The organism is Bacteroides faecium, assembly GCF_012113595.1.
GTDB lineage: Bacteria > Bacteroidota > Bacteroidia > Bacteroidales > Bacteroidaceae > Bacteroides > Bacteroides faecium.
In genome coordinates, this window is record NZ_CP050831.1 from 570688 (window position 1) to 589540 (window position 18853).

Below are 18853 nucleotides of genomic sequence, written 5' to 3' on the forward strand. Positions count from 1 at the left end.
TGTCAATTACTTCAAAACCTCTACTGCCCGCTTCATACGAGCCACTGTCTCTTCTTTACCCAATACCCAGGAAATATCGAACATATGCGGGCCTTTTCCTTCGCCAACCAAAGTCAGACGGAAAGCATTCATGATATTACCTGTATGATAGCCTTTTTCAGCAATCCAGTCCATTACGACTTTTTCCTGTCCTTCGATGCTAAAGTCCTCAATACCGGCAATCACTTCCGCCAGTTCAGTCATGCACTTGGCAGAATCTTCTTTCCAACGTTTCTTTGCTGTTTTTTCATCATATTCGGCAGGAGCCACAAAGAAAAAGCTACAAACATCCCACAGTTCTTTAACGAAACTTACGCGGTCTTTCATCATACCAACCACAGTCACCACCTTTTCAAAAGGAACATCCACACCGTGCTCTTTCAACATCGGTAAGAACAGTTCAGCAATTTCTTCGTTAGGTTTCTGCTGGATATATTGATGGTTGAACCATATCCCTTTTTTATAGTCGAACTTGGCTCCCGACTTGCTGCAACGATGCAGATCGAACAACTTAATCAGTTCGTCCATTGACATCACTTCCTGGTCATTACCCGGATTCCATCCCAGTAAAGCAAGAAAATTGATAACCGCTTCGGGCAGATAACCGGATTCACGATAACCTGAAGAAACGTCTCCTGATTTCGGATCATGCCATTCCAACGGGAATACAGGGAATCCCAAACGATCACCGTCACGCTTGCTCAATTTTCCATTACCTTCCGGCTTCAACAACAAAGGCAGGTGAGCAAATTCCGGCATTGTATCTTCCCAACCGAAAGCACGATACAACAGTACATGCAACGGAGCGGAAGGCAGCCATTCTTCACCACGAATAACGTGAGAGACTTCCATCAAATGGTCGTCTACAATATTTGCCAGGTGGTAAGTAGGCAGTTCATCTGCCGATTTATAAAGCACCTTATCATCAAGGATGGATGAATTGATTATCACTTCACCACGAATCAAGTCGTTCACACGTACATCCTCATTCGGTTCGATTTTGAAACGGACTACATATTGTTTGCCTTCAGCAATCAGTGCGTCCACTTCTTCTTTCGGCATAGTCAGTGAATTGCGCATCATTCCACGGGTAGATGCGTCATATTGGAAGTTAGCAATTTCAGCACGCTTAGCGTCCAGTTCTTCCGGAGTATCAAAGGCAATGTATGCTTTTCCATTTTCCAGCAAAATCTGCACATATTTCTTGTAGATTTCGCGGCGTTCGGACTGACGGTACGGACCATGTTCGCCACCGAAACTCACACCTTCATCAAAGTGGATACCCAACCACTTGAAAGATTCGAGTATATACTCTTCCGCTCCCGGAACAAACCGGTTAGAGTCAGTATCTTCAATACGAAATATCAGGTCTCCGCCGTGTTGACGCGCAAATAGATAATTATACAAAGCTGTACGCACACCGCCGATGTGCAATGCTCCAGTAGGACTCGGAGCAAAACGAACTCTTACTTTTCTTTCTGCCATAATTTGGGTTAGTATAGGTAAATCGTGGCAAAATTAAACCTTTTTTTCCACACTATTGTTTTTTTTTGTACTTTTCGCAAAAATTTCAGTGGATATGGAACATTTGAAGAAGAAAAAGAGTTTTTCATGGAGAGATTTGTTATATAAATCACTGCTATTTGTGAGCACTGTGGCATTGATAGTCTATTTCCTGCCACGTGACGGCAAGTTCAACTATCAGTTTGACATAAACAAGCCTTGGAAATACGGACAACTGATAGCCACTTTCGACTTTCCTATTTATAAAGGTGATGCGGTGGTGAAGAAAGAGCAGGACAGTCTGATGACTCTTTTCCAGCCTTATTACGAGCTTGACAAGAAAGTAGAAAAAGATGCGATAGCCAAACTGAAAGAGAACTACCACACGAATCTGAAAGGAATACTTCCTTCCATAGATTACTTGCGCTACATTGAACGCACTCTGAAAGCAATCTACCAGGCAGGGATTGTATCTACGGAGAATATCCAACAGTTGCAGAAAGACAGCACCTCATCTATCATGGTCATTGATGACAAACTGGCCAATTCACACCCGACAGACGATATTTATACTGTAAAAAAAGCATATGAATACCTGCTTTCGGCAGATTCCACCCACTTCAACCGGGAGATTCTCAGGCAATGTTCGCTGAATGAGTACATTACTCCCAACCTTACCTTCGACGAGCAGAGAACCCAGACAGCCAAAGAGGAGATGTTGAACAGCTATTCCTGGGCAAAGGGTCTGGTAGTAAGCGGGCAAAAGATTATTGACCGGGGCGAAATCATCAGTCCCGAAACTTACAACATACTGGAGTCGCTACGCAAAGAGTCCATCAAACGCAATGAATCCATGGGACAAAGCCGGCTGATTCTCGGCGGGCAAATCCTGTTTGTCGGCATGCTGATGCTCTGCTTCATGCTCTATCTCGACCTGTTTAGGAAAGATTACTACCAGCGGAAAGGGAGTTTATCGTTACTGTTTACATTGATTGTATTTTATAGCATCGTCACAGCTTTCATGGTGACGCATAACGTATTTAATGTGTATATCATCCCTTATGCGATGCTACCTATTATTATACGCGTGTTCCTCGATTCGAGGACAGCGTTTCTTACCCATGTCATCACAATATTGATTTGCTCCATATCCCTGCGTTTTCCGCATGAGTTTATCCTCACCCAGCTAGCAGCCGGAATGGTGGCGATATTCAGTTTAAGGGAACTCTCGCAGAGGTCGCAGCTTTTCCGTACAGCCTTGTTGGTCATACTGACTTATGCCGCTGTTTATTTTGCTTTCGAGTTAATGACGGAGAACGGACTCTCGAATGACCTCTCGAAGTTGAATATACGGATGTACACCTATTTCTTTATTAATGGAATCTTGCTGTTGTTCGCCTATCCGCTACTATTCTTACTTGAAAAGACATTCGGATTTACCTCGAATGTGACGTTGGTAGAACTTTCGAATATCAATAATGACCTGTTGAGACAAATGTCCGAGACAGTCCCCGGAACGTTCCAACATTCCATGCAAGTAGCTAATCTGGCAGCAGAAGCGGCTATCCGTATCGGCGCAAAAAGTCAACTGGTACGTACAGGAGCTTTGTATCACGATATAGGGAAGATGGAGAATCCGGCTTTCTTCACAGAGAACCAGTCGGGCGGAATCAATCCGCACAAGAACCTGGGTTACGAACAAAGTGCGCAGGTGGTTATCAATCATGTCACAGACGGGTTAAAGTTGGCCGATAAGCATAACCTGCCTAAAGCCGTCAAAGACTTTATCAGCACCCATCACGGACGGGGAAAAACGAAGTATTTCTATATTTCATGGAAGAATGAGCATCCGGACGAAGAGCCGAATGAAGAACTGTTCACCTATCCCGGACCGAATCCGTTCACCAAAGAACAGGCTATCCTAATGATGGCGGATGCTGTGGAAGCCGCGTCACGCAGCCTGCCGGAATATACAGAAGAAAGTATCAGTAACCTGGTCGACAAGATTATCGATTCCCAGGTTACTGAAGGTTATTTCAAAGAATGCCCCATCACTTTCAAGGACATCGCAACCGTAAAAGCTGTGTTCAAAGAAAAATTAAAGATTGCCTATCATACCCGGATCAGCTATCCTGAGTTAAAGAAGTAAGCAAGCCGGTACAGGCGTCTTCAAGCACATCGAGCACATATTCAAATCCTTCGGCCCCACCATAGTAGGGGTCGGGGACATGATCCGCAGGAATACGGGTGCAATATTCCGTCATGCGATGAATCTTCTTCCACTCTTCGGGAGAAGGGGCTTTATCCTTCAAATCATCTATATTCCGGTCGTCCATGCCGATGATTAAATCAAAATTATAAAAATCTTCCGTACGGACGGGACGCGAACGATGCACCAGTTCATAACCGCGCCGTGCCGCATGGGCACGCATCCGGCTATCCGGCAATTCGCCCTGATGATAAGACAGGATTCCGGCAGAGTCTATCACAAACTCTTTTTCCAGTCCCGCTTCTTTTATCAAGTGAAGCATTACGCCCTCTGCCGTAGAGCTACGGCAGATATTTCCCAGGCAAACAAATAATATTTTCTTCATAATTATTTTTTAATACTTGACAATACGCCGCAAGGAAACCTTGCTCCGGCGCTACGCCGGTTACAATGAATTCAATATCTGATTAGCCCGGTTCACGGTGACTGCTGCCGGAATCTCCGGCATATCTCCCAAATTGAACGGAGCCAACATCTTTTCTATTTTCTTCAATCCGGCTTTGTTTCCTTTCTTCTCGAATTCCTGGCGGAGAATATTTATTTTCTCATGTGCCTGTACTCCTTCTATCAAACGTTCGAAGCGGATACAGCTACGTGCTCCAGGATAGACCAAATACGTATCTCCAGCCGCCCACGTACGGAAACGTGAATCGAGCAACGGTTCCAACGGCCAACTATTATATGCCCAACGCAGATAACCGTCCAAATGTTTCTTTGAAGCATAGAAACTCATCCAGGCAGCTTCCGCCGGGTCAGAGAAAGTAAACGTATTAGGATGCGCTTCCGTGCAACAAGTATAATAGGTGGTACGCTTATTCTCGGCTTTACGGCGGATACGTACATCTTCGGGGTAGTTCTGACCGATTACAATGCAATAATCATACAAATCCGGTTCAATCTCCGCATGGTAATTTCCTGCCAATGAAACTTTAAAATCCGGATCAGCCTTGCGAATCACTTTCAATGTTTTCTGCATCACGTCCATCGGGCGTTCATCCATTGCAATAGTGCAAATATCAAACCAGCCTTTTTCTTTCAGATGCTTGGAGAAAGAAGCAAGCATTGCCACCCACATTTCTTCATAAGCCTGTTCGCCCGGAGCAGTCTTTACTGATTTCAAAGAGTTCGTTGCCTGGTCATAGTATTGGAAAGACAGTTCCCAGGGCACCATTGAGTAGCAGTTAATCTGCTTGTCAATGCCTACGCTCATCATAAACTCTACCCAACGGTCGAAAATGGTATAGTCAAATGCCCATGTACCGTCGGCACGCTTCATCCAGGTTACCATTGTATCGAAATAATCTTCCGTCTGCCCGTTCCAAGGCTTATGCATCAAAGTAGCCGTGATAATCTTCTGTCCGGCATTTGCCAGCATTTTCATCAAAGGACGCATGGCGTCGAGATGCTCCTGGCTCCACAGAGGAACCTGATAATAACGGGCTACGGCATACGGACTTTGCCACAAATCCAAATGGAAAGCCCATTCCGACGGCTGAGGAAGTTCTCGGGAAGAAACATTTATTTCAAGATTCAGACGTTGCAACAGGCGTGAACCGTCGTTGACCAATAACTCACCTTTATAAGTTCCGGGAGCAGCAGATTGTGGAATCCAACATTGCACCCAGATAGGTTGAACGGTACGGGCAGGCAATGCCATTGACTTCAGGTTCGAGTCAATCGGATCGGCTACCAGCAGCGAATCGTAATCCATAGACTTCCGATGACCACATGCCCCTCTCCCATCCTTGTTCAGTTCATCTGTCATCACATAACGTACAAAACCGGCAGTCAACGCATCTTTCGAAAGAGTATTCCCTTTTTTATCTTTAAAATCGGAGAAGCTGAAGTTCAGGTCTTTCAGGTCTGTTCCTGTCCATACAACAGCTTGCGCATTTACACGTTCACCACGCCATCCCTTCAAAGAAATATTCTTTTGAGTTTTCAACGAGGGAAGTTGATGTTTCGCATAGCGGGTATCTGTTGTACCCCAAGAGACTTGCGTTGTTGTGACTGCCGCCCATTCCTTCTCGGAAGGTGTCGCAGGGTCAGGCAATTCCTGATAAGTCCCTAAAGGGAATTTCGGTTGCCCTGTAGGGGTTCCACACTGAGTAACTCCTTGCTGGGCAAACAGAGAACTCATACTAAATAGACTGGCTAAAGAAATAATAGTAAGTCGTTTCATGGTTAGTTAGTTAATTAAATGAATAAAGGTTATTTATAAGGGGGAATAATTTCTTCATCACATAGGGTCTACATCATAATAGATAATCAAAGATTTGTAATGTTCGTCTTCAATCATCTCACGCTGGATGCGTAACAATAGTTCCCGTGCACGTCCCATCGGTGCATTCTGCTCAATCTTCACCACTATCTTTTTAATAAAAAGTGTCTGGATACGGGCAACCGGCGGTTTATCCGGCCCCAATACACGGTTACCGAATACGGCTCTCAGCTTGTTTGCCATCACTGCCGCCATTTGGTCGAGCAAGGCTTCATTATGATTTTTAAGATAGACATATACCAGGCGGTAATAAGGCGGATAATGAAACATCTGACGTTCCGCCAGTTGTCCGTTCACCATATCCTCATAATCATTGGCGATGACCTGGTGAATAATCGGGTGCTCGATGCTTTTGGTTTGCAGCACCACCCGTCCGCGCTTGTTCTTACGTCCGGCACGTCCCGCTACTTGCGCCATCAGTTGAAAAGCACGCTCGTAAGAACGGAAATCGGGATAGTTCAGCATGGTATCCGCATTCAGTATTCCGACGATACTTACATGGTCGAAATCCAAGCCTTTGGATACCATTTGCGTTCCGATGAGTATGTCGGTTTTTCCCTGTTCAAAGTCCGCGATAATCTTCTCGTAGGCGGAACGGGTACGGGTAGTATCCAAGTCCATTCGTGCTACGGCAGCTTCCGGGAAAAGAACTTTAATGTCATCTTCAATCTTTTCCGTACCAAAACCGCGGTTTACCAGTTCCGTCCCTTCACAAGCGGGACAAGCCTTCGGAAGCTGGTAGGTATAGCCGCAATAGTGGCAGGTCAGTTGATTGATTCCTTTATGATAGGTAAGGCTTACATCACAGTTCTTACACTTCGGCACCCAACCGCAGGTACGACATTCTATCATTGGAGCAAAACCACGACGGTTCTGAAAAAGAATCACTTGTTCCTTCTGTTCCAAGGCTTCTTTCATATATTGTATCAGAAGCGGTGAGAATTGACCGACCATCCTCTTCTTGCGATGCAATTCCTTTATATCTACCGGAATAATCTCCGGCAACTGGATTTCTTTATACCGCTCTTTCAGTTGTACAAAGCCGTATTTTCCATCCATCGCATTCTGCCATGTTTCGATGGATGGCGTAGCCGTTCCCAGCAAAGTTTTGGCGCCATACATGGCAGCCAACACAATCGCCGCACTACGGGCGTGGTAACGGGGTGCCGGGTCTTGTTGTTTATAAGTATTTTCGTGCTCTTCATCCACAATCACCAATCCCAAATTTTGGAAAGGCAGGAATACAGATGAACGGACACCTAATATAATATCATATCCATTCTCCCCGAGTTGCTTCCGCCATATTTCAACCCGCTCGGCATCAGGAAACTTAGAATGGTAAATACCCAAACGCGAACCGAAGACACGCTGCAAGCGTTCCGTTATCTGAGTAGTCAGCGCAATTTCCGGCAACAAGTACAACACTTGCTTGCCCTGACGAATAGTTTCTTCTATCAGATGAATATATACTTCTGTCTTACCGCTGGACGTTACCCCATGAAGCAGACAGACATTCTTCTCCTGAAAGGATTGTACTATTTCATCATGTGCCCGTTGCTGGAACTCATTCAGAGCATTCAGTTCAACAACTTCTTTCTCCTGTTTATTCAGTCGTCCGATTTCGTGATAATAAATCTCGAAAATCTTCTTATCCACCAGACCGTTCAATACGGCAGGAGCCACATCAGCCCGCTGCAATAGTTCTTTCTTGGAAATTTCTTTCGGAGTGCCATTTCCCAAAATACCCGAACATTCCACATATTTCATAAGAAGCGCCAGTTGCTTCGGAGCACGAGACAGTATATCAAACAGGATATGCAGTTGCTTCTCATCCGCCGTTCCGGCAAGACGAACCCGTGCTTCTGTCTTGGGCTTATAAGTACGTTTAAGTTCTTCCTTTACGAAAATCGCTTCTTTATCGAGCAAGGATTTAATGGCGGTAAGGATATTCTTGACACCGCTATCCTTCTCCAGTTTGGTGACGCATTGCTGCGAATCGACAGCCAGCAAATCCAGAATACGCTGTTCACGTTCCGGCAATGGCGCGTCCGCTTCGAAGTCGGGATTATATTCTACAATCGTTTCACTTTCAAGTTTCAGCCCCGAAGGCAGTGCCGCTTTATATACATCGCCCTGCGTACAGAGGTAGTAATCGGCTATCCATTCCCAGAATTTGAACTGATTCGACAATAAAATAGGAGAAGCATCCAGTAATGTCGATATTTCTTTCACTTCATATTCTGTCGGGGCACAATAATGAACGTTACGGACGATAGCTGTATAGAACTTCTTTCGCCCGAAAGGAACCACCACGCGGCAGCCTATCTTCACTTCTTCCGCATACTCGTCCGGCAAAGAGTAAGTAAAGCTCTTTGGGAGCGGAAGCGGTAATATGACATCTACATATCTTTTCATTGCAGGCACAAAGATATAAAAAAAGAGACTTCCGGCAGTCGAAAGTCTCTAGTTCTAGTATGTTAAAGAAATGTTTTATATCCATCATTGCATCCTCTGTAGCTCTAACATCACTTCATCTACGATATAAGCATCGCTCATATTGTGCAAATGATACATCTTGCGACTCATATAGCTGTACGTATCCGAATTGTAGAAAATTTCAAGCGCACGGGGATGGCTAATATCAAGTCGCTGCGCCAGCAAGTCAATGACACGGGCATACTTCATTTGCAACAGAGTTTCATTAATAAGCGGGTTCTCGTTCATCATTTCTTCTCCTTCCCCTTAACAGCAACCGAAGAGGTAACCTCTTCGGCAGCAATGAAGTGTAAATAGCGGTCTATCAGTTCCTGACGGAGCAGACACAGCTGATTATTAGGCTTTTCATATCGTAACTTCTCCAAAGCATCCTCACGAGGAGTAAGTCCGGCGGCATAAAGTTCGATAGTGTTGAATACCCGATCATTAGCGATACCACCTTCAATCAGGTCGTAAGTTTGCCAACGCTCTTCCCCGCGACGATTGGCTACAACAAATTCCAGCCACTCGAAATCATAACTACTAAAACGAAGGTAATGGTAACCGGAGTTAAGAATACCATCCATATCAAGTTCATAGACATTCAGCCAGTGCGGACGATTATTATTTACGGGACGATTAGCCCAAAATACAGCTTGGTCACGTAAGTCGGTGACATAGAAACCAGTGCCGAAATCCAAATTGCGACGTCCTGCATTGGCAAGCGGCTGACGGATAATTTCCGTAGAACCATGAAAAACAATCATAACTGTACCTCCTCACTTGCTTTCCCCGGCCGGAAATCGGGATTGTGGCGATAAATATATTCCAAAACTTCATCCACAATATAATCTTTACCTTGTGTATGCAGGGCAGGATAACTGGGATATAGAAAACTCCTTATTCCATCGGTACGTTGCAATTCAAGGAATACATCATGTCCGGAACATCCCAAGCGAACAGCAACGTTCTCTATGCAATAGACCGCAAATTCGGTAGCTCGCTGGTTTTCTGTCATAAGTTGTAAACTTCGCTTTTTTAATATATTAAGTTAGAATATATAAGCAACGGATACTTGCCAGGTCTTGGTTTTATAAGAACCGTCTGTTCCTTCAATCTTAGCTGTATCACCCAACGGAATGTTATAATTGGCACCAACCTGCAAATGATTGAGCAATTTCACACCTGCGCCGACGTTAATACCGACTTCGGCTTTCTTCTTGTCAATCCCTGACTTCTTCTCAAAATCGAAATAAAAATCAGGTCCGGCAGCAATATAAAGTCCTAACAGACTTCCCAAACCGATGTTATACTTCAAGTTAACCGGAATATCAAGACCGTTTTGCTTAACAGTAAGTTCATCATTCCCTTCAGACACTTTTACACCTCTTTGGGCAAAAAGCAGAGAAGCATCTACTCCCAATCCTATGATTGGAATATTAAACTCAGCCATCGGTCCGATAAAGAAACCGGTAAAATTATCCTTCTTAAAGTTGCCGGGGACATCGGACAAACTTGCTTTTGACAAGTTCAAACCTCCCTTTACACCAAAATGTATTTGAGCCTGAGCAGGCATTGCCATACCAATACATACAGCAATCATTAAAGCACCAAAAATCTTTTTCATAAATTTACGTGTTTATAATTCGGGACAAAGATATATAATTAGAATAAATAAACACAATTTATCGGTTTTTTGTTCGCTCAAAGTCGCTGTTGTTTATCCAATCCTGCCCCGTATCTTTATAATGAACTGAAAGCGTATGATAAAGATGTTTTTTGAAATGCAGTAGAAATATAGGAGTAAATGCCGCAAGTTCTGTATTATCCGCTTACTCTCTCTTATATAAAAAATGAAAATCCTCTTTCAACCTATCACCACCATCTCCAAGACCCTTATTCATCGCACTTTCAGAGCGGTGATAGGTTGTTGGCAACCTATCACTGCATCTATCACCTATCACCGCCTTATTTAGAATAAGTCTACTGTAAACGGAATTAACAACTAAGAGTTATTTTTGTTTCAAATAGTGAAACAAAGTGTTTCATGCGGTGAAACGAAGTGTTTCACACCGAGAAACATTTAGTTTCAAGCCTTTGAAACTAGAGTTTCAAGCGTTAGAAACTAAAGTATCCAGCCTTAGAAACTCCAATTTCCTACCGCAGAAACTAGAGTTTCGACCGTTGGAACTGGAGTTTCAAAGCAGGAAACAAGTAATTAGACCGTATGTTTTCCGGTTTAGCTAACGGTAGACAATTAGCTGTTTAACTATAAACGAACGAGAAAATAAGGTTGCAGATACTTTATCTGCAACACATCTGCCACAGGTATCTGCAACGATGTAACCATCTACATTCCAACTGTTTATTTCAATTTCGTTGCAGGTGGCAGATGTTTTTATATTATTCAAACTTTAGTGTAGGGGATAACAGCATTTTAATCAACCACCTTTTCCACTTGCTCCCAATCAATCAAGTGCCATGACTGCAATACCCGCCTCAACTCATTTCTTACTTCCATCAAAGCGAAACCTAACAGATTCTCTCCTTTCCATAAAAACGGATTATGTGCCTGAGGGTCAGTCTCCTGCATACCAATTCCCCATATGGTATCATATGGACTGGCTTCGACCAGAACTTTATCGCCAGTACTCAGTAAAAAGTCAAGTTGGTCCTGGTTTTGGATAAACTTAGCATAATTTCCATTGAGAACGATTGAATATTTGTATTGATCCCACACACTCTGCTCGAATCCCTCTACTTTTCGTCCCAATGCCTTTATCATTTTGGGGTCTGTTTCATCTAATATCAGCTTTCTTGTATCCCCATCTTCAAAAAGACGTGCTTTTTCAGCCATCATATACTGCTCCATACAGCAATATTTATTAATATCTATCCGAAAAGACGTCTGCCACCATTGGCTCAAACACGATTTACTGATTCCCGCCTTCTTATGATGTCCCCAAAAGAAGAGATAATCAAACTCTTTCCCATTCGCAACTTCCGTTCTGAGTTGCTCCAATGAATATTCAGGAACTCCGTCCGGTTGCCGAAAGTAGATACCTTCCAGAGAATAAATATCTTTCTCTTCAAACGCATCTTCATAATATCCCCGCCATGAGTAAGGGGCAGGAAACATCTCACGATACTTCGATTGTTCTTCCTGAGACAATCCAGCAAACCAATCATTAAATAACCATCTGTAACCCTCACCATATCCCATTCGCCACCCTATACTATACTGAGATATTTCAGGATATGTCAGCCACAATGGCGGTAACGGATTGTCTATTGTAAAATGGTCCGTCTTCATATATTCATAGTTGTTGTATTAAACAATTCTCCTATTTGCAATTATTCAAATAGTACGATAACCTATATCGGCATAAAAGTAGTACTTTTCTTTTCTAAAAGTTACTATTATGAGAATAAATCATTCAGTGCTTCGCTCATGCTGGGATGAGTAAAGATGAAGTCACGCAGGAAAGTATAATCCTGCCCTGTCTTCATAGCAATGGCAACCGTATTGATAACTTCGCTGGAATCGGGCGCAAAAAGCATACAGCCTAGTATCTTTCCCGTGTGCTTATCAATGACAGCTTTCAGCAGACCATCTGTTTCTCCTAATGTTTTCGCTCTCGGTATAGCCATGACGGGCAGCTTCTTCACAATAATATCCAAGTTCTGCTTGCGGGCTTCCTCTTCATTCAGTCCGATACGCGCCAATGGCGGGTCGATAAATACAGAATAGCTGACAGGATTACGGTCACTTGTCTTCCGTTCCTTATCTCCGAATAAATCCTCACGGACAATCCGGTAATCATCCAATGAGATATAAGTGAACTGCAAACCACCTTTCACATCACCTACGGCACGTATATTGGGGTTAGTTGTTTTCAGATATTCATCGACAATGATAGCACCACGCGTATCCACCTCTACTCCGGCGGCTTCCAGATTAAGCCCTGCCGTGTTAGGCCTGCGACCTGTCGCCAGCAATACCGCTTCGGCTTCAAGCTCGAATGCCTCGTTAGTCTGCGAATCAGTGAAGGCGACGATTGCCTTGTCTTCATCATGCTTCACCGACTGTACCTTTGCGTTCATCCGGAAAACAATGCCTTTTTTCTCCAATGTTTCTTTTACGCTTGCCGCAATATCACGGTCTTCACGGGCAATCAGTTCGGGATAGCTTTCGAGCACAGTCACTTGCGAACCGAACGAAGCATACATGGACGCAAACTCCAGTCCGATATAACCGCCGCCGACAATGACCAGACGGCGGGGAAGGTCTGTCAGTTCCATGATTGAAGTACTGGTATAGACAAAAGGATTGCCCGCCACTCCGTCAATAGATGGAATGACCGTTTCCGCTCCTGTATTGATAATGATTTGTTTGGATGTCAGCAGGATTTCTTCCGTAGCTGTGCGGACTGCGACCGTATCGGAAGAAACAAACGAGCCTGTACCTGTATAAACAGTTACATTGGGATTGTCCGCCAAGTTATGGTAATTCTTGTTTCTCAATGCGCCGGTTACCGTTTCTTTCACGGTAATCGCTTGCCGGTAAAAATCACTTTTCTCCTCAAAGGTGGCCTCTTTCCTACCCCAAGCTATTTTAGCCTGATGTACTAGCGTCTTTGTCGGGATACATCCGATATTAATACATGTGCCACCATACATTTTGTCGGAACGTTCGATAATAGCTACCTTCTGTCCGCGTTTTGCAAACTCTGCCGCAAGGGTCTTTCCGCCTTTGCCGAAACCAATGATTATAACATCAAATACATTCATATTCCTATCTTTTTATAAGTTTAAAATCAGCTTTTTCAGTTTGTTTTATTTCATATTGCAAAGGTCGCCTCTTTCGAGATAACGGACAATAACGATTTTGCCGGATAAGTTAGCAATTATTCCTATAAGAAACAAAAGTAAGTATAATTAAAATCGCCGGAGCAGATATTTATCCACTCCGGCGATTTCTCTATTGATTCTATTTCCACTTACTATAACATCAATCAACTATTCAGATGAATGTCCAACTTCACAGGTTTTATCATATTCTCCGGTTTCAGAATGGTATCCAAATCTTCTTTGGAAAGGATATTATGTTCCAATACAAGTTCATAAACTCCCTTTCCGGTCTCTAACGCTTCTTTGGCAATTTTCGTAGAGTTCTTATATCCGATTACCGGATTCAAGGCAGTCACTACTCCGATGCTGTCGTGTACGTCCCGGCGGCATTTTTCTTCATTCGCCGTGATACCGTCCACACATAGAGTACGCAGAGTATCAAAACCATTCATAAACAAGTCGGCAGATTCGAAACAGCATTGCGCCATCACCGGTTCCATTGCATTCAGTTCCATTTGGGCGGCTTCGCCGCTCATGGCTACACAAAGGTCGTTTCCTATCACTTTATAGGCTATCTGATTCATGACTTCGGGAATCACCGGATTTACTTTTCCGGGCATGATGGAAGACCCCGGCTGCATAGCCGGCAAGTTAATCTCTCCCAATCCGCAACGGGGACCGGAAGCCAATAGCCGTAAATCATTGCATATCTTATTCATCTTGACAGCCACACGTCTCATAGCAGCCGAATAACCTACCATGCAGGAAGTATCCGAAGTGGCTCCTACCAAGTCGTCTGCCAGTTTTATATCCAGTCCGGTGATTTTACGCAAAGCGGCAATACACTTTTCGGCATATTCGGGCTCGGCGGTGATTCCGGTTCCGATGGCAGTTGCCCCCATATTGACCGTCAGAAAATCCTGTGCGGCAAAGTCAAGGTTCTTCACTTCATGTTCCAGTATGCTTGCAAATCCGTTGAATGTCTGTCCGAGGGTCATCGGCACAGCATCTTCCAACTGAGTACGTCCCATCTTAATCACATGCGCAAACTCTTTTCCTTTCTTGCGGAGAGATGCTATCAACTCGGTGAAATGTTTCACCAGTTTCAGGTGGGTATAATATAAGCCAATGTGAATAGCGGTAGGATACGCGTCATTGGTAGATTGCGAACGGTTCACGTGGTCGTTGGGGGAACAATACTGGTATTCGCCGCGCTGGTGTCCCAGCAGTTCCAATGCACGGTTGGCAATCACTTCATTGGCGTTCATGTTCGTCGTAGTTCCGGCTCCGCCCTGAATCATGTCAACAGGAAATTGTTCGTGATGTTTCCCTTCGAGGATTTCCTTACAAGCCTTCAAAATAGCGTCTGTCTGTTCTTCGGTCAGCAAATCCAATTCACGGTTGGCGACGGCAGCCCCCATTTTCGTGATAGCCAACGCCTGAATAAATAAAGGATACTCATTCAAATGAAACTTGCTGATGCGAAAGTTTTCAATACCACGGAGTGTCTGTACTCCATACAATGCGCTTTCGGGCACTTCACGACTTCCTATCAAGTCGCTCTCTGTACGAGTTTTCTTCGATAAATTCTGTTCCATATCGGTTGTTTTATAACAATAACATTTTAGTTAGTACTTATATAACCAACCAGCGAGGTTATTGTTTTTATAAATATGCAAAAACTATTCAATAAGTTTTTTGTTGTTAATAGAAGAAAAAGAAAATACAAAGAACGAAAACGGTTATCTTTGCGTTTAAATTTTAAAAAGTAACAACCTATGATATTACAATTAGCATTTGTTCTGACTGCCATTATTATTGGCGCACGCCTGGGCGGTATTGGTCTTGGCGTTATGGGAGGCGTTGGATTGGCGATACTCACGTTCGTTTTTGGTTTACAGCCCACCGCTCCGCCTATCGATGTCATGCTGATGATTGCCGCCGTTATCTCGGCAGCCGCTTGTATGCAAGCCGCCGGGGGGCTAGACTACATGGTAAAGCTGGCAGAACATTTGCTACGAAAAAATCCGTCACACGTCACTCTGTTAAGCCCGCTGGTGACTTATCTGTTTACTTTCGTAGCAGGAACCGGACATGTGGCTTATTCCGTATTACCCGTGATAGCGGAAGTTGCCACCGAAACAAAAATCCGTCCGGAACGTCCGCTCGGCATTGCGGTCATCGCTTCTCAACAAGCCATCACAGCAAGTCCTATCTCCGCCGCCACCGTTGCTTTGCTCGGACTGCTGGCGGGATTTGATATTACCCTCTTCGATATTCTTAAAATTACAATTCCCGCTACGATTGTCGGTGTTTTGGTAGGCGCTTTATTCTCCATGAAAGTGGGGAAAGACCTTGTAGACGACCCCGAATATCAGAAACGGTTGAAAGAAGGTCTTTTCAATGACAAGAAAATAGAGATTAAGGATGTCAAGAACAAACGTTCAGCGATGATTTCCGTCATCATCTTTATATTGGCAACCGCTTTTATCGTACTCTTCGGCTCTTTCGAAGGCATGCGCCCGTCTTTCCTTATCGACGGTGAAATTGTGACATTGGGAATGTCGTCCATCATCGAAATTGTCATGTTATCGGCCGCAGCCATCATCTTGTTAGTAACGAAGACAGACGGAATCAAGGCAACACAGGGTTCCGTATTCCCTGCCGGGATGCAAGCGGTTATCGCTATCTTCGGTATTGCCTGGATGGGTGATACGTTCCTTCAAGGGAATATGGCACAACTAACTTTCTCTATTGAAGGCATTGTCCGCGAGATGCCGTGGCTTTTCGGAATTGCGCTATTCGTGATGTCTATCCTGCTTTACAGTCAGGCAGCCACCGTGCGGGCACTTGTGCCACTGGGTATCGCACTGGGTATCTCTCCGTATATGCTGATTGCCCTGTTCCCCGCTGTTAACGGATATTTCTTTATCCCGAACTACCCCACTGTGGTGGCCGCCATCAATTTCGACCGGACAGGGACAACAAAAATCGGCAAATATGTGTTGAATCATTCGTTCATGATGCCCGGACTGGTGTCCACAGCCGTCGCTATTGCGTTGGGACTGCTTTTTATACAAATATTCTAATAATATATTATTAACCTAAACTTCATTCAGTTATGAAACAATTCAAAAGATTTGGTCTGGTAGTAACCGCCCTGCTACTTACCGTAACGATGGCTTTTGCCGCAAAACCGAATATTCACATTCTTGCCACCGGTGGAACTATTGCCGGTACGGGAAGTTCCGCCACCGGAACCAGTTACACGGCAGGACAGGTTGCCATCGGCGCATTGCTCGATGCCGTTCCCGAAATTAAGGACATCGCCAACGTGACAGGCGAACAGATTGTAAGAATCGGCTCGCAGGATATGAACGATGAAGTCTGGCTGACACTTGCCAAGAAAATCAATGAGCTGTTGAAACGCCCGGATATTGACGGCATCGTCATCACTCACGGAACGGATACGATGGAAGAAACCGCTTATTTTCTGAACCTGACTGTCAAAAGCGACAAACCGGTAGTACTGGTAGGCGCCATGCGTCCTTCCACTGCGTTAAGCGCTGACGGCCCGCTGAATCTTTACAATGCCGTCGTTACCGCCTCTGCCAAAGAGTCCAAAGACAAAGGCGTATTGGTAGCCATGAACGGACTTATCCTGGGAGCAGAAAGTACAGTGAAGATGAACACTGTCGACGTACAGACTTTCCAAGCTCCTAACTCCGGCGCACTGGGCTATGTACTGAACGGAAAAGTATTCTACAATCAAGTGACGCTCAAAAAACATACAACTCAGTCTGTATTCGATGTAACGCACCTTACCTCACTGCCTAAAGTCGGTATCGTATATAGTTACTCCAACATCGAAGCGGATATGATGACTCCCCTGCTCAACAACGGATATAAAGGTATCATCCATGCAGGAGTCGGCAACGGAAATATCCACAAGAACATCTTCCCGTCATTGATAGACGCCCGTAGAAAAGGAATCCTCGTAGTCCGCTCTTCCCGTGTACCGACCGGTCCTACCACTCTCGATGCCGAAGTAGATGATGCCAAGTATCAATTCGTAGCTTCACAGGAACTGAATCCGCAAAAGTCCCGCGTATTGTTAATGCTCGCATTAACCAAAACCACAGACTGGAGACAAATTCAGCAATACTTTAACGAATACTAAAAACCGGACTGACTTATGAAAAAATTAATCCTTATGCTGCTCCTGGCGGGCAGCATACAGGGAGTATATGCTCAAAAAACGGAGAAGAAAGACAAATTCTCGCCCAATACTCCCTTATTTGAAGAACTGACAGACGTCAAAAAGAAAACGGATAAGTTCAATCTTTATCTGAATATGCAAGGTAGTTTCGACGCTCATTTCCAGGACGGATTTCAAGAGGGCGACTTCAATATGCACCAGCTCCGCATCGAAGCGAAAGGAAATATCAACAACTGGCTCTCTTACCGTTACCGCCAGCGCCTCAACCGTTCGAACGACGCAAACGGCATGATTGACAATCTCCCGACTTCCATCGACTACGCCGGCATCGGCATCAAGCTGAACGACCAGTTCAATCTTTTCGCCGGAAAGCAATGTGCGGCTTATGGTGGCTTCGAGTTCGACTTGAACCCGATTGACATCTATCAATACAGCGACATGATCGACTATATGAGCAACTTTATGACCGGATTGAATGTCGGCTATAATGTCACTCCCGACCAGCAGCTTAACCTGCAAGTCCTGAACAGTCGTAACGGCTCTTTCGACAGCACCTACGGAATCACGGAAGATGCGGAAGGGAATATTCCCGATTTGAAATCCGGCAAAATGCCATTGGTTTATACATTGAACTGGAACGGTAATTTCAACAATGTATTCAAGACCCGTTGGTCGGCTTCCGTCATGAACGAAGCCAAGAGCCATAATATGTATTATTATGCTCTGGGAAACGAACTGAACCTGGGGAAATGGAACGCTTTTGTGGATTTCATGTATTCGAAAGAGGATATCGACCGCAAAGGTATCATAACCAATATCGTCGGTCGTCCGGGCGGACATAATGCTTTTGACACCGGTTATCTTTCTGTGGTAGCCAAATGCAATTATCGTTTTCTGCCGAAATGGAACGCCTTTGTGAAAGGTATGTATGAGACGGCTTCCGTCACCAAGGCTTCCGAAAGAATCGAGAAAGGAAACTACCGCACTTCCTGGGGCTACCTGGCAGGTGTCGAGTTCTATCCGATGGAAACCAACCTGCACTTCTTCGTCACCTACGTAGGACGTTCGTACGACTTCACTTCCCGCGCTAAAGTGTTGGGACAGGAGAATTACAATACCAACCGCATTTCTGTAGGATTCATTTGGCAAATGCCTGTATTCTAAAGAAAAGAAAGTGACACCTCGCCACAATCACAGTGACGAGGTGCCTTCGTTT

16 protein-coding genes are annotated in these 18853 nt (G+C 44.5%); 5 read left to right on the forward strand and 11 right to left on the reverse strand.

Translation table 11 applies throughout. The features are described 5' to 3' along the window. Nucleotides 1–6: 6 nt before the first annotated feature. Nucleotides 7–1524 (reverse strand): glutamate--tRNA ligase, encoded by a 1518-nt coding sequence (gene gltX / locus BacF7301_RS02395; protein ID WP_167959853.1) that lies wholly within the window; start codon nucleotides 1522–1524, stop codon nucleotides 7–9. Nucleotides 1525–1618: 94 nt separating this feature from the next. Between gltX and BacF7301_RS02400 the strand changes: the two genes are divergently transcribed. Then, nucleotides 1619–3691: an HD family phosphohydrolase gene (locus BacF7301_RS02400; RefSeq protein WP_167959855.1), complete on the forward strand. Its 2073-nt coding sequence runs from the start codon at nucleotides 1619–1621 to the stop codon at nucleotides 3689–3691. Here BacF7301_RS02400 and BacF7301_RS02405 read toward each other — a convergent pair. From BacF7301_RS02405 to BacF7301_RS02435, 7 genes are all read right to left on the reverse strand, one after another. Beyond that, a complete protein-coding gene (locus BacF7301_RS02405; RefSeq protein WP_167959857.1) occupies nucleotides 3666–4136 on the reverse strand; it encodes a low molecular weight protein-tyrosine-phosphatase in 471 nt (156 codons plus the stop codon). The genes BacF7301_RS02400 and BacF7301_RS02405 overlap by 26 nt on opposite strands. A gap of 60 nt (nucleotides 4137–4196) precedes the next feature. Next, nucleotides 4197–5993, reverse strand: coding sequence for a DUF4091 domain-containing protein (locus BacF7301_RS02410; RefSeq protein ID WP_167959859.1), 1797 nt, complete (start codon nucleotides 5991–5993; stop codon nucleotides 4197–4199). A 57-nt stretch (nucleotides 5994–6050) separates the two neighbouring features. After that, a complete protein-coding gene (gene priA, locus BacF7301_RS02415; protein ID WP_167959861.1) occupies nucleotides 6051–8507 on the reverse strand; it encodes a replication restart helicase PriA in 2457 nt (818 codons plus the stop codon). Between the two features lie 84 nt (nucleotides 8508–8591). After that, complete coding sequence (locus BacF7301_RS02420; protein ID WP_245208313.1) at nucleotides 8592–8819, reverse strand: DUF3791 domain-containing protein; 228 nt, start codon at nucleotides 8817–8819, stop codon at nucleotides 8592–8594. Further along, on the reverse strand, nucleotides 8816–9334 hold the full coding sequence (locus BacF7301_RS02425; protein ID WP_167959863.1) for a DUF3990 domain-containing protein: 519 nt from the start codon (nucleotides 9332–9334) through the stop codon (nucleotides 8816–8818). The genes BacF7301_RS02420 and BacF7301_RS02425 overlap by 4 nt, the downstream gene beginning before the upstream one ends. Then, entirely contained in the window at nucleotides 9331–9585 is a 255-nt protein-coding gene (locus tag BacF7301_RS02430) for a DUF3791 domain-containing protein (RefSeq protein ID WP_167959865.1), read from the reverse strand. Before BacF7301_RS02430 ends, BacF7301_RS02425 begins: the two co-directional genes overlap by 4 nt. A gap of 33 nt (nucleotides 9586–9618) precedes the next feature. Then, nucleotides 9619–10194, reverse strand: a complete 576-nt coding sequence (locus BacF7301_RS02435; protein ID WP_167959867.1) for a porin family protein — start codon at nucleotides 10192–10194, stop codon at nucleotides 9619–9621. 226 nt (nucleotides 10195–10420) lie between these two features. Here BacF7301_RS02435 and BacF7301_RS26030 point away from each other — a divergent pair, with 226 nt between their 5' ends. Next, nucleotides 10421–10543, forward strand: a complete 123-nt coding sequence (locus BacF7301_RS26030; RefSeq protein WP_256380254.1) for a hypothetical protein — start codon at nucleotides 10421–10423, stop codon at nucleotides 10541–10543. 461 nt (nucleotides 10544–11004) lie between these two features. Here BacF7301_RS26030 and ybiA read toward each other — a convergent pair whose 3' ends face one another. The 3 genes from ybiA to BacF7301_RS02450 form a co-directional block, all read right to left on the reverse strand. Beyond that, entirely contained in the window at nucleotides 11005–11880 is an 876-nt protein-coding gene (gene ybiA / locus BacF7301_RS02440; protein WP_167959869.1) for a riboflavin biosynthesis intermediates N-glycosidase, read from the reverse strand. A 107-nt stretch (nucleotides 11881–11987) separates the two neighbouring features. Next, the gene (locus BacF7301_RS02445) at nucleotides 11988–13358 is read right to left on the reverse strand and encodes an FAD-dependent oxidoreductase (protein ID WP_167959871.1); all 1371 of its coding nucleotides are present in this window, start codon (nucleotides 13356–13358) and stop codon (nucleotides 11988–11990) included. A gap of 224 nt (nucleotides 13359–13582) precedes the next feature. Beyond that, the gene (locus BacF7301_RS02450) at nucleotides 13583–15016 is read right to left on the reverse strand and encodes an aspartate ammonia-lyase (protein ID WP_167959873.1); all 1434 of its coding nucleotides are present in this window, start codon (nucleotides 15014–15016) and stop codon (nucleotides 13583–13585) included. Between the two features lie 180 nt (nucleotides 15017–15196). Between BacF7301_RS02450 and BacF7301_RS02455 the strand changes: the two genes are divergently transcribed. The 3 genes from BacF7301_RS02455 to BacF7301_RS02465 are packed head-to-tail and all read left to right on the forward strand — an operon-like array spanning nucleotide 15197 to nucleotide 18801. Further along, on the forward strand, nucleotides 15197–16507 hold the full coding sequence (locus BacF7301_RS02455) for an anaerobic C4-dicarboxylate transporter family protein (RefSeq protein ID WP_167959875.1): 1311 nt from the start codon (nucleotides 15197–15199) through the stop codon (nucleotides 16505–16507). 32 nt (nucleotides 16508–16539) lie between these two features. Continuing rightward, nucleotides 16540–17598: an L-asparaginase 2 gene (ansB, locus tag BacF7301_RS02460; protein ID WP_167959877.1), complete on the forward strand. Its 1059-nt coding sequence runs from the start codon at nucleotides 16540–16542 to the stop codon at nucleotides 17596–17598. 15 nt (nucleotides 17599–17613) lie between these two features. Then, nucleotides 17614–18801, forward strand: a complete 1188-nt coding sequence (locus tag BacF7301_RS02465; protein ID WP_167959879.1) for a porin — start codon at nucleotides 17614–17616, stop codon at nucleotides 18799–18801. The last annotated feature ends 52 nt before the right edge of the window (nucleotides 18802–18853 follow it).